The organism is Aggregatimonas sangjinii (assembly GCF_005943945.1).
GTDB lineage: Bacteria > Bacteroidota > Bacteroidia > Flavobacteriales > Flavobacteriaceae > Pelagihabitans > Pelagihabitans sangjinii.
Window position 1 is genome coordinate 4,449,001 of the sequence record NZ_CP040710.1, and the last position, 23,536, is coordinate 4,472,536.

Here is a 23,536-nt window from a genome sequence, read left to right on the forward strand (position 1 = left end):
CATAAACACTTGTTTTAATCAATTATAGGAAATGGGAAAACTGTACTTAGTGCCGACACCGATTGGCAATTTAGAGGATATGACCCTTCGCGCCATCAGGATTTTAAAGGAAGTGGATGTTGTCCTGGCCGAAGATACACGCACCAGCGGAAAGCTTTTACAGCATTTTGAAATCGGTACGCCCATGCAAAGCCATCATATGCACAATGAGCATAAAACGGTCGATGCCTTGGTAAAGCGCTTAAAAGCAGGGGAGACCATGGCCCTCATTTCGGATGCAGGCACCCCCGCAATTTCCGACCCGGGATTTCTGTTGACCCGGGCTTGTGTCGAAAACCAAATTGCTGTCGATTGTCTCCCCGGGGCAACTGCCTTTGTTCCCGCTTTGGTCAATAGCGGACTGCCCAACGACAAGTTTATTTTTGAGGGTTTTTTACCCGTAAAAAAAGGAAGGCAAACACGATTGCTATTGCTGGCCGAAGAAACACGAACGATTATTCTATACGAATCGCCTCATAAGTTGTTAAAGACCTTATCGCAATTGGTTGAATATTTCGGGGCGGATAGACTGGTCTCCGTCTCGCGGGAGCTGACTAAACTGTATGAAGAAACAGTCAGGGGTACGGCCACGGAGGTGTTGGAACATTATACCGCAAAACCACCGAAAGGGGAAATCGTAATCGTCGTTGCGGGAAAAAAGTAAGCTAGCTTAGTGGAGTAGCGGGTTATTCTTTGACAGGCTCAGACTTACTATATGTTTCACATTGATCACAAGCAATAAACAAGCACCGCAAAACTACTAAGGATACCATAAATGCCAAATCAATTCTACTTTGCCATGCTGAGCTTGTCGAAGCACGGGCAGGAATAGAATGGTCTTTGACAAACGTAGCCCTATTTGTGTTAAATTGGCATCATGCTAGCACCATGGCTAATTTCGCTTTGTACCGTTATCGCCGTTTATTTCTTAGACCGATGGGAGAACAGATATATAAAATCGCTTTTTGACTGGGTGCCGGCCATCTTATTGGCGTACATTATTCCCGCCCTCATTTCCTATGTAATGGATGTCGATTATTCCCAAGCGGTCATTCACGATTTTAGTAAGGACTATTTCATTCCCTTGGCCATCATAGCCGTTATGAGCAGTCTTTCCCTGGGCCAATTAAAAGCCATCGGGTGGAAACCGATACTACTTTTTGCCGGAGGCTCCTTGTTTATCGCCGTATTCCCTGTACTGTTGGGCCTTGGTTTGATCAATACCGAATTGGTTTCCGAAACCCTGATCAATCAGGAATATTGGAAAGGAATTCCGCCCATAGTAGGCAGTTGGATCGGGGGCAGTACCAGTCAGTTGGTGTTGAAGGAACTGGTCGAATGTCCGGAGAATATCTTTCTCTCCGTTCTGGTTATGGATAACATTCTAGTGAACATCTGGACGATTTTGATGTTTCAGACCATCAAGAAAAGTCCTTTTTTGAACAGGTTTTTTAAAATTACGGACATTGCCATGCCCGAGGATATGCGCTCTGAAAATACGAATCCACTTTCTCCATGGCTATGTGCTATAATCTTATTGGCGATGGTGATTACCTCCAATTTTTTAATTGACAGCTTTATAGGTCGCGTGGTAGCCTTATCTTTTATCGGTCTCGCGCTCAGCAACTTTATTCCGAGATGGAATTTCGGTTTTACCTTAAAAATCGGGGGTATTTTAATCATCCTTGTCATGGCCGTTCTCGGATTGAAACTGCAATTTGCCACTTTAGGCTTTAATTTTTCGTTTTTAGGATTTTTGATAGTTTGGCTCCTGGGGCATTTTATATTTATGATGATAATTGCCAAAGGATTGAATGTGAATATGGCCTGGGTGCCTATCGCCAGTATGGCCAATGTTGGCGGTATCGCCACGGCCCCCGCGGTAACGGCTGCCTACGAAAAAAAGTGGATGCCGCATGCCATTGTACTGGCCATACTAAGTATGGCTACTGGTACCTTTTGGGGAATGTTAACTATTTATCTCTTAGAATCCTTTTTAATTTAAATTTCCTTCTTTCAATTTGCGGAGAGGGAATCTTTTGAAAATTGCTAAAGTTCGTATGCAAAAGCTACTCAAAGAAATAAGGGCCTGCAAGGTCTGCAAAGCCCATTTGCCTTTAACGCCGAGACCGATTATTTCGGCTACCTTGAAGTCTAAGATAATTTTGGTGAGTCAGGCACCCGGCAGAAAAGCACATGAACATAACAAGGCTTGGGACGATCCTAGCGGCAGAAAATTACGGGAGTGGCTCGGAGTTTCCGATGAGGAATTTTACAATCCCGATAATTTTGCGGTCTTGCCCATGGGCTTCTGTTATCCCGGAAAGGGAAAAACAGGTGATTTACCGCCCCGAAAAGAATGCGCTCCATTATGGCATGAATCAGTTTGGGACCAACTGGAAAATGTGAAATTGGTCATCGTCATCGGCAAGTATGCACAGGACAAGTACCTAAAAGGGCTATCGAAAAAAAACCTCACCGAAAATGTAGCGAATTTTAAAGATTTCCTACCCCAATATTTTCCCTTGCCGCACCCCTCGCCGGTCAATCGTTTTTGGATGGCGAAGAATCCTTGGTTTGAGAAGGCCGTTTTAGGGGAGTTGCGGGAAACGGTAAAAGGTGCTCTGCAGTAGTGTCATTGCGAACGGAGTGAAGCAACCTGTATATGAGGTGCTTTGTTCTTTTGGGTAATCCTTTTTGGCAATAAGGAAAACGCAACATTTGGTCTTGACTATTTTTTCTAGCAGTGTAGCGATCTTAAGTCTAACATCACCTTTAAAATCAAGTAGCTAGATCCATCGTGTTTCTCTTTCTCCCGAATCTTTTTTCAAGATATGGATTACCAACGCCATCGACACCTTATTTAATTTCAGTCTCTATGGGAATGTTTCAAGGGTAAGACTTGAAAACATAAAGTAGATGTAGTACAGACCAAGTTCTCGACTGCGCTCGAAGTGACATTCAAGGTCTAGCTTCCGAATTTTTAAAAGCGCAGCAGTCTCAAATCTAACATCCCACTTCTAAAATCTAGTAGCGAGATCCATCATGCTTTCCTTTTTCCCAGCCATGCTTTCCTAGGTACTGGTCGCCGCTTTCAACGGCGCCTTCCTCAATGGAGGTGCCCATAGAGTCGTTCCAGCGGTTGAGATATCCGAAGAGCGAAATAACGCCCAACATTTCCACGATTTCACCCTCGTTCCAGTGCTCGTACAAACGCGCTTTTATTTCGGCATCAACGCCATTCGGCACTTGGGAGGCTTGCAAGGAAAAGTCCAAAGCCGCACGCTCCGCTTCGGAGAAAGCCGGATGGGTACGGTATTCCCAGATATTGTCCAATTGATCCTGTTCCGCGCCATAGCGTTCCGCGGCACGAATGGCATGGGCCTGGCAATAGCGGCAACCGGTGGCATTGCTACTCACCCAGGCGATCATTCTCTTTAGGGCCGATGTCACGCGCCCCTCGTTCGCCATTACGGCCTTGTTCAAATTGATAAAGGCTTTCGAGATGGCAGGCCGATGCTGCATCGTCAGAATCGAATTCGGGCAAAAACCAAGGGTTTCGTTAAAAAATTTGGCCAATTCGGCTGTTTCCGGACTGTGGGTAGGAGCAAGTGGGTTTACTAAAGGCATAAAATTATTTTTTGTTATTCTAAGACATCGAGCGCCATCAAGGACTTTTGAACACGCATCTCGACTGCGCTCGATGTGACCATAGATTATTGTATTTTTGGAATACACAAGAAACGAAAATTTATGGGAGCAACAAATCATATCACTACCAAATGGCTGGGAAACATGGCCTTTGAAAGTAACAATCCATCGGGATTGGATCTTACGATCGATGCGGGGCCCGATGATGGCGGGGAGGGCAAGGGCTACCGACCAAAAGCATTGATGCTCTCCGGTTTGGCCGGATGTTCCGGTCTGGATGTGGCTTCGTTGATCAAGAAAATGAAATTGGACGTGGACATCTTTACCATTGAAACCATTGCGAATTTGACCGAGGAACACCCGAAGTATTATGATACCGTTACCATTGAATACCATTTTCATGGCAGCAATTTGAAAGAGGACAAATTGCAGAAAGCAGTAGATTTATCCGTAGAAAAATACTGTGGGGTTATGGAGATGTTTCGACGGTTTGCGGAGCTGGAGATTAAGACGGTGTTTCACAACGAATAAAAAACAAATACAAATTCAAAAAACAAATTCAAAAATAATCTCATGTCCGAGAAACCTTATGATTTAGAGGAAAGATTGGTGAATTTTGCCGCGGATACGGCTCTTTTTTGTGAAGGGATGCCAAAAGACTTTACAGGCCAGTATTATGGGCATCAATTATTACGCTCCGGGGGAAGTTCTGCATTGAATTTTGGTGAAATGCAAGGTGCTCAGTCCGATAAAGATTTTAAGAATAAGGCAACTATTTCTCTTAAGGAACTCAAAGAATCAAAAATTAATTACGGAAATGCTTCCAAAAGAGCGGCGCTTTTAGATGAAGTTGAACAACTGATTAAAATACTAGCTACAATCATTAAAAATAAGGGTTAGACTGCAGTAAAACTATTGAATTTGTGTTTGATTTTTGAATTTGAATTTAAATCACCTCATGCGCTGGACCATAAAACCAAAACCGGAACAAGATAAAATCGACCTGCTTGTTAAAGAGCTGAAGGTCGATGCTTTGGTGGCGGAGTTATTACTTCAACGGGGAATCGATAGTTATGAAAAGGCCAAAAAATTCTTCCGTCCGGAACTCACCGATTTGCATGACCCTTTTTTGATGAAAGACATGGGCGTTGCCGTGTCCCGTATCGAAAAAGCAATTGCCGATAACGAAAATATCCTTGTTTTTGGGGATTACGATGTTGACGGCACCTCGTCGGTAGCGCTGGTTTCATCCTATTTATTAACGTACTATCCCAACGTGGCGACCTATATTCCAGACCGCTACAATGAGGGTTACGGAGTTTCTTATCTTGGCATCGACTTCGCCCATGATAATGATTTTTCGCTTATCATCGCTTTAGATTGCGGGGTAAAAGCCATTGAGAAAGTAGTGTATGCCAAGGCTAAAAATATCGATTTTATCATTTGTGATCATCACCGACCAGGAGCTACCCTGCCAGATGCCGTGGCTGTTTTAGATCCGAAAAGAGACGATTGCAGTTATCCCTACGACGAGCTGTGCGGCTGTGGGGTCGGCTTTAAATTGATTCAGGCCTTGTCATCCCGGAAAGGAGAGACCATAAACGATTTAATACCCTATTTAGATCTGGTCGCTACGGCCATCGGGGCCGATATTGTTCCCATGACGGGAGAGAATAGGGTCTTGGCCTATTTCGGACTGCAGGTAATCAACACCGATCCGCGAATCGGTTTTAAAGCGATTATCGACCAATTGAACAAGAACCAACTGACCATCACAGATGTGGTCTTTATCATCGCCCCGCGCATCAATGCCGCAGGCAGAATGAAACACGGCCAGCATGCCGTAAACCTATTGGTGGAAACCGATATGGAAAGGGCCCGCGAGTTTGCCAAGGAAATAGAACAGTTCAATACGGATCGCAGGGGTTTGGACCAAGAGATTACCCAGGAAGCTTTGTTGCAAATAGCGGCTAATGAGGAACAGGAACGTTTTACCTCGGTGGTGTATGACGCTTCCTGGCACAAAGGGGTTATTGGCATTGTGGCCTCGCGATTGACCGAAACGTATTACCGACCGACCTTGGTTTTTACCAAAAGCGGGGAAAAATTGGCGGCCTCTGCCCGATCTGTCAAAGGTTTTGATGTCTACAATGCGCTGCAGGGCTGTTCCGATTGTATTGAACAGTTTGGCGGACATAAATATGCGGCAGGGCTTACCTTGTTGGAAGAGCAGTACGAAACCTTCAAGGCCCAGTTTGAAAAAGTGGTGGCTGAAACCATCGACCCCAATTTGCTTACCCCCGAAATAAGGGTCGACGCACTCATCGATTTTAAACAAATATCGCCCAAGCTTCTGCGCATCATCAATCAATTCGCCCCCTTTGGTCCGGGCAATATGACGCCAGTATTCATGGCCGAAAGTTTAAGGGATACTGGCTATGCCAAAGCCGTGGGCCAGACCGAAGACCATTTAAAAGTCTCGGTTAAACAGCATGGGATAGGCCCTATCGGCGGTATCGGTTTTAAACTAGGGAGCAAATTATCCGTAGTCAAGAACAAAAGACCCTTTGCGGCCGTTTTTACGTTAGATGAGAATGAGTGGCAAGGAACCGTTAGCCTTCAACTAAAATTGAAAGACCTCAAATGAGAATAGAACATCTAGCGATTTGGGTCTATGATTTGGAAGGCATGCGCGAATTTTATGAATTGTACTTTGGTGCAAAGGCTGGCGTGAAATATGTTAATCCTAAAAAGAACTTCTCCTCCTATTTTCTAGAGTTTGCCGAGGGTGCACGACTTGAAATCATGCAGAAACCGGATATTCCCGTATTTGGAGCGCCTGGTACCGAAAAGATGGGCTTTGTTCATTTGGCAATATCGGTAGGGACAAAAAACAAGGTAGACGAATTGACGGAAAAACTACGTAAAAACGGGATGCGAATTTTGGGTGAATCCAGAACCACCGGTGATGGCTATTATGAAAGTGTAGTGTTGGATCCCGAAGGAAATCGAATAGAGCTAACGGTTTAGGAATGGCAAATCAACTAGACCCCTACGCAGCCCTGCGTTACAAAGAGTTCAATATTTTCCTATTGGCGCGTTTCGCCATGGTCTTTGCTTGGTCGATGCAATTTATCGTTATCGAATGGCAGGTCTATTCAATGACGAAAGACCCTTGGTCCCTAGGTATTATCGGTCTGATGGAAGTTATCCCAGCGGTCTCAACGGCACTTTTTGCCGGACATATTGTGGATCAAAAAGAAAAGCGGAATCTCTTGGTCAAATGTATTCTGGGTTTCTCGGTAATCAGTTTGGGTCTTTTTTGTCTCAGCGAACCAACCTTAGTAGCTGATTTTAGTACAACTACGGTGCTGTATTCCATTTATTTTCTGGTTTTTCTCGGGGGTGTCGTACGTGCCTTTCTAGGGCCGACGATTTTCTCTTTGATCGCCTTGATCGTTCCCAAAAAAATATATCCGAACGCGGCTACTTGGAGCAGCACGACATGGCAAATGGCATCGGTCCTGGGCCCTGCGTTGGCTGGATTCTCAATCAGTTGGATTGGGGTACATTGGTCAATGTGCCTCATTTTCGGTTTTTCGCTTATCGCTATGATCTGCGTTTTACGAATTTCGAGGAAACCCATTATGAACCCGAAAATCGGGGAACCCGTACTGCAAAGCCTTCGAGAGGGTTTGCAATTCGTGTTCCGTTCAAAGGCCGTCTTTGGTGCATTGACCTTAGACATGATAGCGGTACTTTTTGGAGGCGCAGTAGCGTTGCTTCCTATTTTTGCCCAGGATATTTTACAAGTGGGTGCTGAGGGCTTTGGCGTTTTAAGGGCTGCCCCGGCCGTTGGTGCGGCAATTACGATGATAGGGTCTACCCGTTTCCCTGTTCACAAAAACGCCGGCAAAAAATTGCTTTGGGCGGTATTCGGATTCGGTGTAAGCATAATCGTCTTTGGATTCTCTACCTCGTTCTGGTTATCGGTGTTCGCACTTTTCGCAAGTGGTGCCTTAGACGGGGTTTCGATGGTCATCCGACAAACGATACTGCAATTAAAAACGCCCGACCATATGCGGGGCAGGGTAGCCTCGGTCAATTCGATGTTCGTGGGCTCCTCCAACGAGCTGGGTGCCTTCGAAAGCGGTGCGACTGCCAAACTAATGGGGACGGTTACCGCGGTGGTCTTTGGGGGTTGTATGACCTTGCTCACCGTCGGGGTAACGGCTTTTGCGTCACCGACCTTTAGAAAGCTCGACCTTCAAAAAGACGTTGAGGAACACGAATCCTCCGAATAGTACGGTAACTGCCTGTTTACCTTAGGGTTTTTATAAAATCAATTGTTTTATTAAATCGACTAAGCTTCTGACGATGAGAGTATACCCTATCATATATAATTGTCTAGTGTTATCGTTACTTTCTTCAATCTCGTTGAAAGCACAAGATACAAGTGTTGAAAAATCACTTTTTGGGATTCAAACAGGCTTTTGGGGCTTTTGGGGATACCATGAGGCCAGATTGGATCCGAAATGGGCTTTGCGAACTGAAGTAGGGATATTCGATTATTTTGGCCTGGCTGAAGGGTTGCATTTCGAACCTATACTTACTTTGGAGCCTCGTTGGTACTATAACCGCAAAAATCGATTGGAAAAGGCTAAGCGAATTGATGACAACAGTGGCAACTTTATAGCCTTTAAAACAAGTTTACGGCCTGATGTTTTTGCTATACCGGTAAACACCTATCAAGAGAGAAAGAACCTCAGTATTTCATTTGTTCCGACAATCGGAACACGAAAGAATATTGGCAAAAAGTTCAATTATGAGTTAGGGTTTGGCCTCGGAATCGAATATTTTAGTAAAGGAGGAGCTGGTTTCAGTATTTTTGCGGATGAAAATCCCGACGATGATAAATTTGGTCCTGCATTTAATCTTCACTTGAGGGTAGGATATAAACTATAGGTCATTTCTCGAATTTCTTTAGAGAAAGCATTCCCTCATCCAAGACAGCGTAGGTATAATAATTGATCCAATCACCGAGGTTGGTATATTTCGATTTTCCGTTTAAATCGATTTCCAAAGGGAGGTGCCGATGCCCGAAAATAAAATGGTCGTAATGCTGGGTTTCCAACTTCCGTTTGGCGTATTGAACGAGCCATTCTTTGTCTTCGCCCAGAAATTTGGCATCCTCATCCCCGGAGATAAGTTTATTTTTTACGGAAAAGTATTGTGCCAATCGCACGCCCCAATCAGGATGCACCCATCGGTAGAACCACTTAGAAATGGGATTGGTAAAGACTTTCTTCATCCGTTTATAACCCTTATCGTGCGGTCCTAGTCCGTCGCCGTGCCCGATAAAAAAAGTGACACCGTTGATGGCGTATTGCTGTGGTTTATGAAAAACGGGAATACCGAGCTCTTCTTCAAAATAACCGTTCATCCAAAGATCGTGATTGCCGACAAAATAATAAATGGGAATGCCCGAATCGGCGATTTCAGCAAGTTTACCAAGCGTTCTGGTAAATCCCTTGGGGATAACGGTTTTGTATTCCATCCAGAAATCGAAGAGATCGCCCAAAAGGAAGATTGCTCCGGCATCTGACTTTATCTCATCTAACCAAGCCACGAATTTCCTTTCTCGCGGACGACTAAGTGCCATAGTTGGCGCGCCCAAGTGGTTGTCACTGGCGAAATATACTTTTTTTCCTTCGGGAATATTTATTTCGGTCATGGCAAACTAATTATCCGATGCGAACCATTCGGCAAACGAAGTATCGGTCTCTTGAAGTTTTAAGGAATGTAGTTTGATGTTTTTACCGAGGCGCGCCTTTATCTTGGCCGCAAAGTCGATGACCATGTTCTCGCTGGTGGGTTGGTAATCGGCCAAAATAACCTGATGGCCTCTATCGCTCAGTTCTTTGGCAAGTTCTACATGCGGCGTATTCTTATTGAAAACGGTCGCATGATCGAATTCATCCACGATTTCCTCCTTGACTATTTTCTTCAGGTCCCCAAAATCGATCACCATTCCTAGTTTAACATGCGAGGTATCTGTTATCGGCTGGCCGATAACGGTTACCGAAAGTTTGTAGCTATGCCCGTGTACATTGCGGCATTTACCGTCATACCCGAAAAGGGCATGTCCGGTCTCGAAGGTAAATTGTTTGGTGATTCTAATGTTGCCCATGGCTTTTAAACTAAGGGGCTAAAGATAGCCATTCTCTGTAAAAATGTAGTGGACAAAGGGTTCGACTTTAGCTTTTAAGCGGTCCTCTAGTGAAAATAACCCTGGTACTGAATGTTCTATACGCAGCCGAAAAAAAAGGAACGGATTTGAAAAGCATGTTTTTGAAACGTCCCTTTTTCGAATATTTTAGGAATAGATTCTCACAGAAAACCACCTCTTGAAAATATTCTTTAAAGTGTTGGAAAAGCTTATTTTTCGTGAAATAGGTGGTATAATTATGGAGATAATGGTGATTTTTCTTAGCCGTTTCCTTGGCGGAAAGCCCCCCTTGAAATTCATTTCGAATACCTGTTAAGGCCCAAAAATATAACCAGCCATAGGATCTGATGATTGAGGCAAACGGTACAAAAACATGGCTTTCGATCGGTTTGTATCTTGAAGGAAAAACATGTAAGCAGCAACCATCCGGTTTTAATACCCGTTCGAGTTCGGCGATGGCTTCGGGGTAGTTTTGCACATGCTCAAAAACCTGATCGCTAAAAATAACGTCGAACGTAGCATCGTCGAATGGGAGTTCATAGGGTTCCCACTTTATCGGTCTGATGGTATTCGAATCACGTAAAGACTTGGTGTCGGTACCTTCCTCTTCTTTGAATTCAATATCACAACCGAAGCCTTGGTAACCGAAATCACGTAAATCCTGCACCGTTCTACCGGCGCCACATCCGAAGTCCAGGATTACGTTATCTGGCTTTAAATCGTACCCAAACGCTTTGATTATCTCTCTTCGTAAGGTGAGGAAATGTAAATCATTTTCATCCATTCCTACAAGCATTATATTAACTCAGAGCCCTATCAAAAAATCAAATCCTTCAACGGAAAACCTTTTGATGTCTCGGCCCATTTTTGTATAACGAGTTGAATATAGGCACAATATGAATACCAAAAAAATTAAGCCAGTACTAATATAATCGGTAGCCAAGAATTTTCATCATCTTGCAAAGGGGGTATAAATCGAGCAAAGCAGAAAAACATTAATGTAGTATGCACACCTGTCATGCATAGTAGTTTCAACTTTTTGAATGGATTTGGATGCGATAAAACGCTATTTCGTTCTTATCAACGCTTGAATTTTCTGTTGGTACGAACCCGATTGATAAAATAGATTACCACTACGAAAAGTGCTAACATCGGAAAGATCAGCTCTCCGTTTAAAAAGTTTAAAATTTTCATGAAATCCTCAATTTATTTGAAGTAAGAACGACCCGTTTTTAAGAATATTATTTCCGACGGTTCCGAAACCGATTGAACAGATACACGCCGACTACAAATAATGCCAATAACGGGAAAATCAAATCTCCACCCATACAGTTATTTTTTTAGCTTTTTGGTTTACTTTTTACAAAAAAGGCCACAACGGCCGAAGTTACGATGCCCATAGTCAAAGCCCCGAATGCACTTTGTAGAATATAGCTTTTAAGGTTGAAATACCCGCGGGCATTTTCTAAAGTCATTTTACCGTTTTCGATGGAAAACGCGATAATATTCTCGAAGTAGCCCGGAGTAATATAAGTGCTGATGATATACTGCGTTAACGGACTAAAAAGGGCGATGATCACGCTGAGGACTATGCCGCTTAGTAGACCTTGTTTCCAATTCATATCACCATTAAAGAAATTTTGCTTCTTATCGCGTAAGGCCATCACATACACCACGATTGCGACTAGCCCAAAGAGATTCGTATAAATAAGGTGTTTGGCAATATGTTCATCGTGGAGCCCCGTAGCTCTTTCAATATACATCCAAATGAACTGTACCATAATAAAAATTACGGCCCACTTGAATTCTATCTTAAAATTTTTCATGGGTTATTTTTTGAATTTCGACAGCGCATTTCTAGTAAACTCTGACAAGACCAAAGAACCTGTGATTGCCGCTCGCTCGACCAATAAGGTATCCCAATGGTCGGTGTTTTCCCATAACACTTTTTTCCATTCGTGTAGCGCTTCTGGATTGTACCCTGACAACTTTTGAGCGAAGAATGCGACTTCATTGTCCAATTCCTTCATACTATCGAACACTTTGGCAAATAAGCCTTTTTCCTTTGCCCAGTATGCATTTTTCCATTCGGTGGGGGAGAGTGAAAGTTCCGAAAGTGCAGCTGTACCGATTTTTCGCTCAACGGCGGGACCGATGACCAAGGGCGCAATACCGATAGTGAGTTCCGAAAGCCGAACGGAAGCCTCTACCGATGCGAACACATAGTCGCAAGCTGCCGCCAGACCGACACCGCCACCGACCGTTTTTCCTTGTACCCGGCCGATGATAACCTTTTTACAGCGGCGCATGGCGTTAATGACATTGGCGAATCCGCTAAAGAAAACTTTTCCTTCTTCAAGGTCGGAAACGGCCATTAATTCATCAAACGAGGCGCCAGCACAAAAAGCCCGGTCCCCTTCCGATTTAAGAACGATAATGGTAATAGCGTCGTTTTCCGAAAGCTTTTCGAGTTCGGCAGTGAGCCTATCCAACAAAACGGCAACGAATGAATTACTGGCAGGATGCCCGAATTCTACCACAGCGACTTTACCATCGATTTTAGTGTACAGACTTCCATTCGCTCTGTCGGTTCCCATTTCAGAATATTAAAAGATTAAGGAGTCGTTTCTTTTCTATCGACTCGAATATGTTCGTCGTCCTTGACCAAAATTAAACGTTTTACAGGAGTGGTCGAAATTTTCTGCGAAACTTCCACACCAAGGCAGCTCCCCGCACGAACATCCAAACGGAAATAGCTATCCAAATGCCGTAAATACCCCAATTGAGATATTTTCCTAAAAATAGCATGGGCACAAAGCCCAAAAAAGTAGCCGAAAGCAATACGTTTCGGAGGTATTTCATTTCGCCCAAGCCCTTGAATAATCCATCCAATACAAAAGCTACGGTATTCATGGGCAACCCGATGATCAGGATGAAAAATATGCCATAAAAAGTTTCCAATACGATGGCCTCATTTGAGAATAGGCGTCCCAATGGTCTATAGAAAAGTGTCGAAAAAATCATTAAAACAACACTTACCGTAATACCGTACAAAACGACCTTCTTCGCCAATGACCAAAGGCCAATGTAGTTTTTGGCACCAAGTAACCTGCCACCCATAATGTTTCCGGCAGCAGCGTAGCCATCTACAAAGAAGGCGGCGAACAACCAAAGGTTGATGGCAATGGTATGCGCTCCGATATAGCGATCGCCCAGCGCGGTCGCCTCACGAACGGCCAATAACAGCGTGATATTCAAGGCCAAGGCCCTTACGAACAGATTGAGACTCATAGTCACCAAACGACCAAGCTCCGGATGTATGGGCAATTTTAATTTTAGGCTGATATCGGTCTTGGTAACCAATAGTACAAAAGCCATCAAGGCCATTACGCCCTGTGCGATAAGACTGGCCCAAGCAGCTCCTTCCAAGTACATAGGTTCTAGAAAGTCTTGTATGCCATAAACAAAAATTACATCTAAAACGACGTTCAGTACGGCCCCGACGATGGCGATCATCATCGGCCAAAAGGTATTTTGGAGACCGCGGAAAATACCCATTACCGCGAAAACGAAAAGCGTAAGGGGAAAGCCCCAAACGCGAATGGAATAGTAGGAAATGCAGTAATCCAGAATCTTTCCCGAGGCATTGAGCAGCTGAAAGATTTCTTCAACTATAAAAATTGTGGAAAGTAGAATAAGAATGCTCAGTCCGATATTCAAAAAAATAGCTTGTGCGGGTAGTGTTTTTACATCAGCTACTCGCCCCGCACCCAAATATTGCGAGATAATGGCAGAAATGGCACTGCGCGTTTGGCCAAGAATCCAAATCAGCATAGAGAGAAAGGAACCGACGATGCCGGCTGCAGCAAGTGATTCCAATCCGTCAACCGGGATGTTGCCGACAATGGCCGTATCGGTAATCGACAATAGCGGTTCCGCAATCCCTGCAATGATGGCAGGAATGGCAAGGCTATTGATGCGTTTGAAACCGATATTGGGCTGGTCTGTTGTCGTCATACGTTACAGCACTAATTCATAGCAGTGAAACGGATGCTCGCTTTGCTTCGGAAAATAAATATCGCCCAATCTTTGATACCCCCTCGTCTCATAGAATTTTTGGTTGCGCTTGTTTTGGCTAAAGGTATCCAATCGTATGGACCCGTAGCCATTCTTGCGGGCATGGTCTTCGGCAAAATCCATCAGCAGTCGGGCATGGCCCTTTCCTTGAAGTGATGGATGTATCGCCAAACGATGCACGTAAACACTTTTCCGATTTGTGGGCGTCCATTGTATCGGTTCGTATTCGGTATCCATGAATGTAGATATCACGATAGTCCCGCCAAGCTTTCCATCTACGATTAGCACGTACAACTCGTCCCGTGCGATATCTTTTTCAAAGGCCGCCGCGTTCGGATAATGTGCATTCCATTGGTAAATCCCTTTGGTGATCATATCATCCGCGCAGGCCTTGGTGAGAATTAAAATGTCGGGTATTTCCGATATCTTTGCACTACGGATCATAAACGGATTCGAATAAGTTGTAAATTTAGAGTATAATCAAGAATTTCACTATGAAAAATATTCTCGTTCCTATAGGCACCAATCCGGATTCTTATTTTACGTTACAATATGCGGTTGATTTCGCAGTCGAGTTTTCTTCGACCATTTTTTTGATGGATGTCTTCGCGGTCTCGTCAAAAACAGGAGGGCTATCGAACATTACCGAGAAAGTCGCCAAAAACAGTAAGGAACGGATTAAGGAGGTTATAGACCGAGTGGATGCCAAAGGGGTGGAAATTAAAATTGCTAGCTACAACGGCGACATAGCCGACGGTTTAAAGGAAATCGATAAGGAGCTGGGAATCGATCTGATTATTATGGCTCCAAGAAGCAACGATGTTAAAGAAGAATTATACCTTGGGTACACTTCCGGAAAAATCATTAAACAAACGGATATTCCAACGCTTATTGTGCCCAAAGGTACCACCTTAAAGCCCATGCGCAACATCTTGACCGCTTTTAAATCGGGAATCCTTAAAAGAAATCGTATTCTGAACCCGTTGATTGCGCTTAAGGATAAGTTTGGTGCCACAGTAAATTTATTGATGGTCAAGACGCCTGGCTACACCGACGAAGACCTGCAAATAAATACGGCATTGATGGATATTTCCTCAAAACTGACCATTACTGAAAATCCGAGCACCTACCTTGGGGTGCTGGAACATTTTCAATCGCAAAAGCCGGATTTGCTGGTCGTTTTCCGGCGTAAACGTGGTTTTTTCAAAAAGCTTTGGGAAAAATCAACGGTGCTTAAATCCGAGTTTTCCGCTCCTACTCCGGTTTTGGTACTGAGTGTTAAAAAAGACTAGCCGATTTTATAAGGATTTCTAGAACGGATATCCGATAGCGAAATTAAAGATTAGATTATCGTCGCCCCCATCAAGAAAAGGCGTTCGTAGACGTTGGCCTTCGGGGAGATAGGGCACCTGTAAGGGTGATGCCAAATCCAACCGGATGACAAAACTCTGTATATCCACCCGAAGCCCAAAACCGACGCCGATTCCCAGTTCCTTGGTCCAATCCTTACCGAACTTTCCTTCATCTTGTAGTCGTTGATTGAATGCCATACCTTCTGCGGTTTCATCATCCGAAATCTCGGGGTTATAGGTGAGCCAGACGTTTCCGGCATCGGCAAATACAGCTCCTTTAAGATACGACCAGATGGGAAAGCGGTATTCTAGATTGGCTTCCAACCGCAGGTTTCCCGATTGATCGAAAAACGAATTGCTACCCTCCCCGACCGATGTAAACGTACCAGGTCCCAGCGAACGTATCTGAAAAGCGCGGACACTATACGGGCCTCCCGAAAAAAATTGCTTTACAAAGGGCAAGGTACTTGAATTCCCGTACGGAATTCCCCAACCTGCGAATGTTCGAGCAATAAGGGCCTGTTCCTTGCCCCATTTCAAGTAATACCGAAAATCAACATCCAATTTGGCATATTGGGCATACTCCAAACCAAAAATGGTTTCCTTGTCGCCGCTAAACAAACTCAGGGTATTTCCTGCAATATCGAGATTGGCCGAGAAGAAAATAGGACGATTCTTGTCCTCATCAACGAGTTCGTTATAAGTGAAGGTATAATTTAGTCCTGCGATAAATTGTTGCTCGAAACTTTGCCGTAAGAAAGGGTTATTTTCCAAAATAGCCTCGAACTCTGGAGTGGTATTTGTAAGGTTTACATAATTGACGCTAATGGGATTCAATTCGTGATATACGAATTCATTGGCATTCCAAGTATAGCCAAAAGAGGTGTTGAAGGAGCTGAGGGAATACAATTTACTGCGATTCAGGAAATCCGCCCCGAGCCCGATTTTCGTTTTTGGTACGGCATATTTGAACCGGCTTGGGGAAAAGGGAACCAACCTCGGAATGGTCAGATCCGCGTTAAGGCCACCCGCTATACTGCTCAAGCCCGAATCCTGACCACCGGAGAGTTGAGCCTCGTAGGCGAAATTGCCGGTAATACTCAAAGTTTCGCCTCCTTTAAAAAGGTTGCGGTTGCTGTAGGTGACCGAAATACCCGGACCGGCAAAGCCGTTCGATTTGGTTACTGCCTGCAATTCGGCGCGAATTGCCCGACGGTTCAGCGGTGAAAGGAAAATATCGGCATCTAAAGAACCAGTGTCGCCATCCTTTGCAATGGAGTCCCGTTCATTAAAGCGGATGTTCACGAATTTATAGCTTCCTAGGGCCGATAATCTATTACTGGTCAATCGGGCGGTCTGTGCATTGTATTTCTGGCCTTTTGCAAACAGAATATAGGGCTCAAGTAGTTTTGGTTTGAAAAATTCATCACGTTGTATGAAATCGATGCCATTTATGGTCTCCGGATCGGTTCGCAGACTGTCATTATTGATCGAATAGTTTGGATAAACAGTGATGGAATCTATGGCATAGGGAATAATTGATTTGCTAGGGGTCCCTTTTTTTAATCGGAGAAAAAGATCGAATTTTTTATTGTCATAGCGGTTGGTATCTGCTTCGAAAATCAGAAAATCAGGATTAAAATTATAGTATCCTCTTTGCTTTAGGGCAACATCAATACGTTCACGCTCGAATTTCATCAATTCGAGGTCGAAACGGTCCCCTTTTTTGATTTTGGTTTCGGACAGTACATCTTCTATTTCGTCATAAATAAGTAGGGAATCTTTCTCAAGCTCGAATTTTTCGAGTGTGTAAGGCTTTGATAGTACTGCTTTGTAGGTAACGCCCGTATATTTTTCGGTACTGTCGATTTCGGAAGTTACCGAACTATAAAAGAAGCCGCGGTTGTCTAGTCGATTCAACATCAACTCTTCGACCCGCAAGGGGTTGACCTCTGAAAAATATACCGGTTCCTCACCGAATTTTTTGTTCAGCCATTTATTGAGAAAGCCAGGCTTATCCTGTTGGGCTTTGTAATGATAGTATAGCCCTAAGCGAATCCCGAGCAGCTGGGTATTGGGTTGAGGTCTGACCAAGCTATTCAGCTCCGCTTCGATCAGATTCATATTTTTGACCGCTTTTACGTCTTCGCCCAATGCGGTCTCGATTTTAGCTCCGGAATACAGGTGCTCCCCTTCAGGAATAAACTTAGAGATGCTACAGCCTGTCACTCCCAGGAGTAGGATGAGCAGCAGTATGGGTATTGCAAATGTCTTGTTCTTGCTTGCCATCTTTTTGATTTCAGTCTTCCTGTTTCTTTTCTTTCGGGTTGTTTTCTTTCTCCTTTTTTTCCTGGTCCTTAAGTTCTTCCGTTGGACTAAAAAGCTCACTGAACCTATTGAATTCCCGTTGAAAAATCAAAGCGACCCCCGTAAGGATCAGCTGTCCGTCGATTACGTTCGTGTATTCGTTTTTTCGGAATCCCTTTAGTCGGTACCTCCCATTTTCGGTCATCAGGTATTCCAAGCTCACGTTTCCGATAATCGGGGTTTCTCCTTGTCCGGGCTGCCCACTGCCTTCCACATCTACCGCGCTACCTGCGGTAACGATAAGGCGATCGTCAAACAATTTTTTCTTGGCATTGATGTTCAACTGGGTACGGTCCTGTGGACTATCGCCTTGGTAATCCGTAAAACTGTCGAGATCAAAATCGAGTTCGAATCCGCTTTTCCCGAAGATTTTATCCGAGAAGGCATTCAATTGCCCTGAAAGTACTTTATTTACATTGCCCCTGGCCAAGGCAGCGGTACCGCCGCTACTACCATCACTACCACTCGCAGGAAAAAAGCGATTGAGGGCAAGAAGGGAAAATACCTGCTTGTTCAATGCGCTTTCTTGCCCATTAAGCTGCTGTACCCTACCGTATACGGCACCACCCAATGAGCCTTGTTCGTCTTCAGGCATATCCAGCCCGAACGACAGCTTCGGTTCAAGCAGCTCTCCGTCTACATTCAGATACACGATAAAGGGCAATACCTGTCTGTATTTGCCGATGACACTCAGATCTTCGCCCGAGGTTACCGCCGACATTAATGGGGCCGCAGAGGTTTCTACCTTATAGACCGCCGTTACATCCAGTTTGGCATCGGTGGGGTCGCCCTGCCAGGTAATCGTACTGCTCGGATTGATTTCAAATTTACGCTTGACTAGATTATAGAGACTGGTCTCATAATGCCCGGAGCTGAGCTCGTATCGTCCAGAAAGGTTGATGCGGCCATTGGGTTCGATATTGAGGTTCAAGGCCGCGTCGCCCGAAACCTGAAGGTTATCGCCTGTTTTCTCGTCAATGACAATATGAAAGATGGCATCGTCGGCTATTTCCAATATGGCTTCGGCATCAATTCCCCGAAAAAGGGAAGCTGTTTCTTCTTCCTCGTTCCTAGTCAGAATGGCATCGGGGTTTTCGCGGTTGACAAAGATGACGACCCCGTCCCGTTCTTCCACATCCAATTGCGATTCCGGAATTACGTAAGTGACGTCGGTAATTTTACGTACGCGCAGCTTTCCATCTACCTTAGGCAGGTTAAGGTTGCCTTTGACGGTAACATCGGCATCAAAGCTGGCGGTGCCATAGAAAAGCTCGTTATCTTCCTTGGTAGAATTTAATACCTGAAATTGCCTAGCTTTCAACTGTAAGTCAAAACCAGGATTCGTCAATTTTTCGGTCGATATGTTGCCATCCAAAGTGAACGTATTACTATTTGCATCCCCAATCTGAAAAGTATCGAGGTACAATCCGGTATTATCCACTTGAAGACTTTCCTTATCGATTTTGAAGATTGAATTTAAGGAAGCAACGTTGAATTCCACCTGATTAAAATCCAATCGCCCGTCATATTTTGGTTCTGCGGTCGTGCCTTGCACATCTACGTTTCCGGAAATATAGCCTTTAGCATCTTTCAGAAGGCCTTCGGATAAACCTTGTATCAACATAATTTCCAGTTTGTTCAGGTCTAGGTCTAAGTTTAATCGCGCCCCAGTATCCGCCGCGGTATAATCCCCTGTCAGATCAAGATCTGCCCCGCCATCCTTTAATGCCAGATTAAAATCATAGGTATCATCCCCTTTTGAAACGGCATCCAAGGATAGGTTGCCCAAGGCATTCTGCATTACTTCGAGGCTATTTATCTTAAAATCGGCAATGATCCCTGGGGCATCAAAAGGGTTTTCGACCACAAACCTCCCTTCGACCAATCCTGCTGCCAAGGCTTTATCGGGATTGAACAAGCTCAGGAAGGTCTGCAGCTTAAAATTATCGAAAGTTACCCCAATGTGCTCTTGGTCGATTCCCGCAACCTGATTGCTAATCGTCAGTTCTTGGTCATTTCGGTTCAAAACCATATTTCGCAACCCCCAGTGATTATTGGAGAAAGTAATGCGGTTATCTTGTGGAACTGTCCATTCCTTTTCATTAAAGATAAGCTTGGAGGGATTGATGTGCAGCTTTACGGTATCTTGGGCCAAGGTCATTTCGGAGGCAATATGCACAAGTTCGTTTTGGTCATCGAACGAACTGAAATCCAAGAGCAGTTCATTGTTCTGTAGGTTTCCGGTAAAGAAGGTGCGCTTTACATTGATCGGATCGGCGGTCACGCCGGCAAGTCCTGCCTGAAAGTTCAGGTCGGTAGCATTGCCTTCGACCAGTACGTTAAGGCTATCAACGGCAACGCCGTTATACATGGCCGAGGGCATGTACAACTTTGCGTTAACGACTTTGGAAATCGCATCAAAATCGGCCTGCACATTAATAGAGTCGAGTCGCTGTACTCCCCTCAGGAATACCTCGGTCAAAACAGGCACTGGCGTGAGTGCCATATCTAGCTGTAGCCGCACGGAATCGGTAATGACCTCATTCACCCGTGCATCAGGGAAATAACCTTTAAACTGCCTTTGAAGTGCAGCGTTCAGCTTGTCGGGCGAAGTGTTGGATACCAAAGTACCGTTCAGGAAATCGCTGTTGATCGTAAAGTCGGTGGTGGTTTTTCCGATGTTTGTTTCCATTTCGATATCACCGAGTTGATACTGCTCGTTGTCGTAAACCGCGACTCCTTCAGAGACCAGCGCGTTCACCGTAAAATCTTCATTATTACCGGTAAAATCGGCTTTCATTTTTAAACCGGCCTTGATTTCCTCTTCGGTGATACCAAGGGCATAGAGATCGGCGCCTATCAGATGCAGATCAAGATTTATTTTCGAGTTTAGGGTATCTAGGTTTACCCGGGTTTTTGCGTTAAGATTCAGGTTGGAGTCCTTAAATTTCAAATTGATATCCCCGACGCCACTTACGATTTCCCCGTCGAGAACAAGGTTCGAAAAATCATACCCCTTAAATTGCAATTGGGTAAAATTAGATTGTAACGAAGCGTTCAGGGAGTTCAGATCTGCGCCACTTCCAGAAGCGTCAATAACGAAGGAAACCGGTCCCAGTTCATCGTTTTGAAGCAATTTGTCCAAGCGAAGACTGTCGACCTTTAAGTTGCCTTCAAAGGCTATTTTTTCGTACTTGGAGTAATTGCCGGTAAGCATAGCGAACCCCTCGGGGATTTTCAGGGAGGCATTGACGTTCATAGCGTTTTGCGATCCCTTTGCTGTTGCTTCCATCACAATATCCTGCGGGATGGAAATACCCAAGTCGGCCTCCGAAACGAATTGCAAAAGGTCTTTTCGGTTCGTGACCGCCTTTACGTTGTTGAAATCGAAAAACAGCGCCTCGGTATCCAGTATATTTTTAACTCGTCCATCGGCCTTGAGAGAGGTCTGATCGCCCCAATCAAGGTCGAAAAAAGACACTTCAATGTCAGCAAGGGTACCATTGGCGTTCATGCCACCAGTAAAAGGTTTTTCCGCTGCTTTTATGACATATTCGTTGGAGGCAAGGTCGGGTTGAAATGGGTAAGCATCTTCCAGCGCAACGACCAGATTGACGAGATTGAAGTTGACTTGGGTTTCTTCGGGTTGGTCAATGAACCGATTGACGGACGTATACTCAAGTGCTAGTCCTCCATACGCTTTGCTATTATTGGTTAGGAGTTCCAAATCGGAAATGGAAGCTGACTTCGCTTCCAACTGCGCATCAAAGGCTAGCTTGCGAAGCTGAAAACCGCTTTTTTCGGCAAATCCCAAGTGGTCGAGGGTCAGCTCCGTATATTCAGGCCGATATACTAATTCATTGGCCTGCAAAGTAACATTTGATAGGGCAAGGGCCTTGGGATTGAAGGTGCCCGAAACAGGTTCCGTATCGCCCATTCGGTAGGCGATGGCATTGTCTTGTAAATCGATGGCACGTACCTCGACTAAAAATTGGGGCCACTCGAAAGCAGTTTTGGTAACTAAGGTGGAATCGGTTGATTGTGCCTCTGGTTCGGCCATCACTACCGAAACATGGGAATTTTTTAGCTGTAGCAGGTCGATTTCAAAATCGTTTTTCGTCAAATCGGCCTTGGGCAGTTCCAGTAAAAAATCCGTTATATCGACTTCGGCACTGACCTTATCGGGTACTGAATTGTAATTTGCTTTTACGGCGGTGATTTTCAGGTCGTCAACGCTCAAATAAGGAAGTGTTGTCGCTGTGGTATCCTCCGAAACGAAGGGCTTTGTTTGGGTGTAGCCGATTTCGGAATCGGAAAGTTCGAACGCGTCCAACTCGAAACGCATCGTTTCCAGATCGATTTGGTCGGCCTCGAGATTTAGCCGCCCCAGGCGGACGTTGGCATCCATTCCTAAAAAGCTATCGGTATAGCGTAGCTTAACGTCGGAAAGGTCGATGGTACCGATGGAAATAGCCATAGGTTCGGACGCTTCGGTGGTGGTTGGGCTATCGGTCGTTGCGAAGGCATCGATCAAGAAATCGAAATTGAATTTTTCGGAACCCTCAGGGCGTTTAACGGTCGCGGTAACCTCTTTCCATTCCAGGTTTTTTAAGTTCAGGCTGTTTCCGAATAAAATAGGGGAGAGTGCCACATCGGCCTCGAGCGTTTTGGAATAGATAAGGGTATCGCCTTGGGTATCTTCCAAATACAATCCCTCAAGCTGCACCCCTCCGGCAAAGGTCACGAACAGGCGTTCGATTTCAACCTTCGTTCCCGTTTTTCCGGAAACATAGTCAACTGCCTTATCTACGATGATATCCTGCCCCCATGGACTGCGGATAAAAAGGATTACTGCTGCGAATAGCAATAGCAGCACGATACAAATCCGGCCAATGCGTCTTAAGGTTCTATGTTTTCTTTTCTTTTCCAACTGGTGGCGTATCCTTTCGGTAGGGCCAAAAGTAAAACGTTTCGCAAAGAACCCTTCACAATGTTGCGCTAATTGTTGACCCTATTGCAATTTTGGGGCCTTTTCAACGCTTACTGCCTGTCATTGCCAGGATTATCTGTTATATCATCGGATTCGGTAAGCGCATTAAACGTAAAATACGTGCATGGTATAGTGAAATTGACGTAGCCTATTATACTATTGAGGCCACGGTATCACGGGTTGGAAGGGCTTCTCTGTGGCCGTAGCTGCCATTGTGATGGAAAACACCCTTTTTTAGGCCCGGAAATAGTTGAGGTGTAATTTTGATAGGTTGGCAAAAAGTATTTCCTTTGCGGCAGCCAAAATGGGGGATTAGCCCGCCCGTACCAAATGGCACGTTCGGGCGGGCTCAGCTGGCTAGAGCGCTTGCCAGGCAGGCAAGAATCGAAACTGACATTTAAGATGTTTTTTGTCTACGTGATATTCAGTGATGATTTTAATAGGTTCTATGTTGGTATGTCGAAACATCCGCATGTTAGATTAAATCAACACAATAGCGGGAAGACAAAAAGCACGAAACCTTTTGTGCCTTGGAGAATAATTCATTTGGAGAATTATGAGTTAAGTGTTATGGCAAGAAAAAGAGAGAAATATCTAAAATCTGCCGGCGGTAGAAAATGGAGAAAAAATAATATTGACTTGGGGGATTAGCTCAGCTGGCTAGAGCGCTTGCCTGGCAGGCAAGAGGTCACCGGTTCGACTCCGGTATTCTCCACCAAAAACCACCTTGGAAAAGGTGGTTTTTTTGTTTTTGGTAGGTCACCGGTTCCCCTCGATGCTTCGGGGAGGTATTCTACACCAACAACCATCTTGGAAAAGGGTGGTTTTTTC

21 protein-coding genes and 1 tRNA gene are annotated in these 23,536 nt (G+C 44.7%); 12 read left to right on the plus strand and 10 right to left on the minus strand.

The genetic code is table 11. From position 1 onward, the window contains the following. Window positions 1–31: 31 nt before the first annotated feature. From rsmI to FGM00_RS18575, 3 genes are all read left to right on the plus strand, one after another. On the plus strand, window positions 32–703 hold the full coding sequence (rsmI, locus tag FGM00_RS18565; RefSeq protein ID WP_138854356.1) for a 16S rRNA (cytidine(1402)-2'-O)-methyltransferase: 672 nt from the start codon (window positions 32–34) through the stop codon (window positions 701–703). Between the two features lie 213 nt (window positions 704–916). Further along, window positions 917–2,044 (plus strand): DUF819 family protein, encoded by a 1,128-nt coding sequence (locus FGM00_RS18570; protein ID WP_138854357.1) that lies wholly within the window; start codon window positions 917–919, stop codon window positions 2,042–2,044. A gap of 55 nt (window positions 2,045–2,099) precedes the next feature. Further along, the gene (locus FGM00_RS18575; RefSeq protein ID WP_138854358.1) at window positions 2,100–2,672 is read left to right on the plus strand and encodes a uracil-DNA glycosylase family protein; all 573 of its coding nucleotides are present in this window, start codon (window positions 2,100–2,102) and stop codon (window positions 2,670–2,672) included. 394 nt (window positions 2,673–3,066) lie between these two features. On the opposite strand, the gene FGM00_RS18580 is transcribed toward FGM00_RS18575, so the two are convergent. Beyond that, window positions 3,067–3,669, minus strand: a complete 603-nt coding sequence (locus tag FGM00_RS18580) for a carboxymuconolactone decarboxylase family protein (protein ID WP_138854359.1) — start codon at window positions 3,667–3,669, stop codon at window positions 3,067–3,069. A 123-nt stretch (window positions 3,670–3,792) separates the two neighbouring features. Here FGM00_RS18580 and FGM00_RS18585 point away from each other — a divergent pair, with 123 nt between their 5' ends. The 6 genes from FGM00_RS18585 to FGM00_RS18610 all read left to right on the plus strand — a co-directional run bounded on the left by FGM00_RS18585 (window position 3,793) and on the right by FGM00_RS18610 (window position 8,655). After that, complete coding sequence (locus tag FGM00_RS18585) at window positions 3,793–4,221, plus strand: OsmC family protein (RefSeq protein ID WP_138854360.1); 429 nt, start codon at window positions 3,793–3,795, stop codon at window positions 4,219–4,221. Window positions 4,222–4,263: 42 nt separating this feature from the next. After that, entirely contained in the window at window positions 4,264–4,590 is a 327-nt protein-coding gene (locus tag FGM00_RS18590; RefSeq protein WP_138854361.1) for a four helix bundle protein, read from the plus strand. Window positions 4,591–4,648: 58 nt separating this feature from the next. Beyond that, on the plus strand, window positions 4,649–6,337 hold the full coding sequence (gene recJ / locus FGM00_RS18595; protein WP_138854362.1) for a single-stranded-DNA-specific exonuclease RecJ: 1,689 nt from the start codon (window positions 4,649–4,651) through the stop codon (window positions 6,335–6,337). Next, window positions 6,334–6,720: a VOC family protein gene (locus FGM00_RS18600; protein ID WP_138854363.1), complete on the plus strand. Its 387-nt coding sequence runs from the start codon at window positions 6,334–6,336 to the stop codon at window positions 6,718–6,720. Before recJ ends, FGM00_RS18600 begins: the two co-directional genes overlap by 4 nt. 2 nt (window positions 6,721–6,722) lie before the next feature. After that, window positions 6,723–7,994 carry an MFS transporter gene (locus FGM00_RS18605; protein ID WP_138854364.1) on the plus strand — a complete coding sequence of 424 codons (1,272 nt, stop codon included), beginning with the start codon at window positions 6,723–6,725 and terminating at the stop codon, window positions 7,992–7,994. Window positions 7,995–8,127: 133 nt separating this feature from the next. Beyond that, the gene (locus tag FGM00_RS18610) at window positions 8,128–8,655 is read left to right on the plus strand and encodes a hypothetical protein (RefSeq protein ID WP_138854365.1); all 528 of its coding nucleotides are present in this window, start codon (window positions 8,128–8,130) and stop codon (window positions 8,653–8,655) included. Window position 8,656: 1 nt separating this feature from the next. Here the strand turns inward: FGM00_RS18610 and FGM00_RS18615 are convergent, their stop codons facing one another. The 7 genes from FGM00_RS18615 to FGM00_RS18645 all read right to left on the minus strand — a co-directional run bounded on the left by FGM00_RS18615 (window position 8,657) and on the right by FGM00_RS18645 (window position 14,440). Beyond that, complete coding sequence (locus tag FGM00_RS18615) at window positions 8,657–9,424, minus strand: UDP-2,3-diacylglucosamine diphosphatase (protein ID WP_175416269.1); 768 nt, start codon at window positions 9,422–9,424, stop codon at window positions 8,657–8,659. Window positions 9,425–9,430: 6 nt separating this feature from the next. Continuing rightward, a complete protein-coding gene (locus FGM00_RS18620) occupies window positions 9,431–9,880 on the minus strand; it encodes a 6-pyruvoyl trahydropterin synthase family protein (protein WP_138854366.1) in 450 nt (149 codons plus the stop codon). 67 nt (window positions 9,881–9,947) lie between these two features. After that, complete coding sequence (locus FGM00_RS18625; protein WP_175416270.1) at window positions 9,948–10,703, minus strand: class I SAM-dependent methyltransferase; 756 nt, start codon at window positions 10,701–10,703, stop codon at window positions 9,948–9,950. Between the two features lie 556 nt (window positions 10,704–11,259). Beyond that, a complete protein-coding gene (locus FGM00_RS18630) occupies window positions 11,260–11,745 on the minus strand; it encodes a DUF4199 domain-containing protein (RefSeq protein WP_138854368.1) in 486 nt (161 codons plus the stop codon). 3 nt (window positions 11,746–11,748) lie between these two features. After that, complete coding sequence (locus FGM00_RS18635; protein ID WP_138854369.1) at window positions 11,749–12,516, minus strand: enoyl-CoA hydratase/isomerase family protein; 768 nt, start codon at window positions 12,514–12,516, stop codon at window positions 11,749–11,751. A gap of 82 nt (window positions 12,517–12,598) precedes the next feature. Continuing rightward, window positions 12,599–13,936, minus strand: a complete 1,338-nt coding sequence (locus FGM00_RS18640; RefSeq protein WP_138854370.1) for an MATE family efflux transporter — start codon at window positions 13,934–13,936, stop codon at window positions 12,599–12,601. Window positions 13,937–13,939: 3 nt separating this feature from the next. Beyond that, window positions 13,940–14,440, minus strand: coding sequence for a GNAT family N-acetyltransferase (locus FGM00_RS18645; RefSeq protein WP_138854371.1), 501 nt, complete (start codon window positions 14,438–14,440; stop codon window positions 13,940–13,942). A gap of 50 nt (window positions 14,441–14,490) precedes the next feature. Here FGM00_RS18645 and FGM00_RS18650 point away from each other — a divergent pair, with 50 nt between their 5' ends. Continuing rightward, entirely contained in the window at window positions 14,491–15,288 is a 798-nt protein-coding gene (locus FGM00_RS18650) for a universal stress protein (RefSeq protein WP_138854372.1), read from the plus strand. A gap of 18 nt (window positions 15,289–15,306) precedes the next feature. Here the strand turns inward: FGM00_RS18650 and tamL are convergent, their stop codons facing one another. Further along, entirely contained in the window at window positions 15,307–17,637 is a 2,331-nt protein-coding gene (tamL, locus tag FGM00_RS18655; RefSeq protein WP_138854373.1) for a translocation and assembly module lipoprotein TamL, read from the minus strand. Between the two features lie 10 nt (window positions 17,638–17,647). Then, a complete protein-coding gene (locus FGM00_RS18660) occupies window positions 17,648–22,645 on the minus strand; it encodes a translocation/assembly module TamB domain-containing protein (protein WP_138854374.1) in 4,998 nt (1,665 codons plus the stop codon). Between the two features lie 462 nt (window positions 22,646–23,107). Here FGM00_RS18660 and FGM00_RS18665 point away from each other — a divergent pair, with 462 nt between their 5' ends. Both FGM00_RS18665 and FGM00_RS18670 read left to right on the plus strand, forming a co-directional pair. Beyond that, the gene (locus tag FGM00_RS18665; protein WP_138854758.1) at window positions 23,108–23,356 is read left to right on the plus strand and encodes a GIY-YIG nuclease family protein; all 249 of its coding nucleotides are present in this window, start codon (window positions 23,108–23,110) and stop codon (window positions 23,354–23,356) included. After that, a tRNA-Ala gene (locus FGM00_RS18670) sits at window positions 23,347–23,423 on the plus strand. The genes FGM00_RS18665 and FGM00_RS18670 overlap by 10 nt, the downstream gene beginning before the upstream one ends. Window positions 23,424–23,536 lie beyond the last annotated feature (113 nt).

What these genes read in the sequence shown, in the direction of transcription:
- rsmI (WP_138854356.1), top strand. Translation starts at nt 32, where the DNA reads ATGGGAAAACTGTACTTAGTGCCGACACCGATTGGCAATTTAGAGGAT.
- FGM00_RS18570 (WP_138854357.1), top strand. Translation starts at nt 917, where the DNA reads ATGCTAGCACCATGGCTAATTTCGCTTTGTACCGTTATCGCCGTTTAT.
- FGM00_RS18575 (WP_138854358.1), top strand. Translation starts at nt 2,100, where the DNA reads ATGCAAAAGCTACTCAAAGAAATAAGGGCCTGCAAGGTCTGCAAAGCC.
- FGM00_RS18580 (WP_138854359.1), bottom strand. Translation starts at nt 3,669, where the DNA reads ATGCCTTTAGTAAACCCACTTGCTCCTACCCACAGTCCGGAAACAGCC.
- FGM00_RS18585 (WP_138854360.1), top strand. Translation starts at nt 3,793, where the DNA reads ATGGGAGCAACAAATCATATCACTACCAAATGGCTGGGAAACATGGCC.
- FGM00_RS18590 (WP_138854361.1), top strand. Translation starts at nt 4,264, where the DNA reads ATGTCCGAGAAACCTTATGATTTAGAGGAAAGATTGGTGAATTTTGCC.
- recJ (WP_138854362.1), top strand. Translation starts at nt 4,649, where the DNA reads ATGCGCTGGACCATAAAACCAAAACCGGAACAAGATAAAATCGACCTG.
- FGM00_RS18600 (WP_138854363.1), top strand. Translation starts at nt 6,334, where the DNA reads ATGAGAATAGAACATCTAGCGATTTGGGTCTATGATTTGGAAGGCATG.
- FGM00_RS18605 (WP_138854364.1), top strand. Translation starts at nt 6,723, where the DNA reads ATGGCAAATCAACTAGACCCCTACGCAGCCCTGCGTTACAAAGAGTTC.
- FGM00_RS18615 (WP_175416269.1), bottom strand. Translation starts at nt 9,424, where the DNA reads ATGACCGAAATAAATATTCCCGAAGGAAAAAAAGTATATTTCGCCAGT.
- FGM00_RS18620 (WP_138854366.1), bottom strand. Translation starts at nt 9,880, where the DNA reads ATGGGCAACATTAGAATCACCAAACAATTTACCTTCGAGACCGGACAT.
- FGM00_RS18625 (WP_175416270.1), bottom strand. Translation starts at nt 10,703, where the DNA reads ATGGATGAAAATGATTTACATTTCCTCACCTTACGAAGAGAGATAATC.
- FGM00_RS18630 (WP_138854368.1), bottom strand. Translation starts at nt 11,745, where the DNA reads ATGAAAAATTTTAAGATAGAATTCAAGTGGGCCGTAATTTTTATTATG.
- FGM00_RS18635 (WP_138854369.1), bottom strand. Translation starts at nt 12,516, where the DNA reads ATGGGAACCGACAGAGCGAATGGAAGTCTGTACACTAAAATCGATGGT.
- FGM00_RS18640 (WP_138854370.1), bottom strand. Translation starts at nt 13,936, where the DNA reads ATGACGACAACAGACCAGCCCAATATCGGTTTCAAACGCATCAATAGC.
- FGM00_RS18645 (WP_138854371.1), bottom strand. Translation starts at nt 14,440, where the DNA reads ATGATCCGTAGTGCAAAGATATCGGAAATACCCGACATTTTAATTCTC.
- FGM00_RS18650 (WP_138854372.1), top strand. Translation starts at nt 14,491, where the DNA reads ATGAAAAATATTCTCGTTCCTATAGGCACCAATCCGGATTCTTATTTT.
- tamL (WP_138854373.1), bottom strand. Translation starts at nt 17,637, where the DNA reads ATGGCAAGCAAGAACAAGACATTTGCAATACCCATACTGCTGCTCATC.
- FGM00_RS18665 (WP_138854758.1), top strand. Translation starts at nt 23,108, where the DNA reads ATGTTTTTTGTCTACGTGATATTCAGTGATGATTTTAATAGGTTCTAT.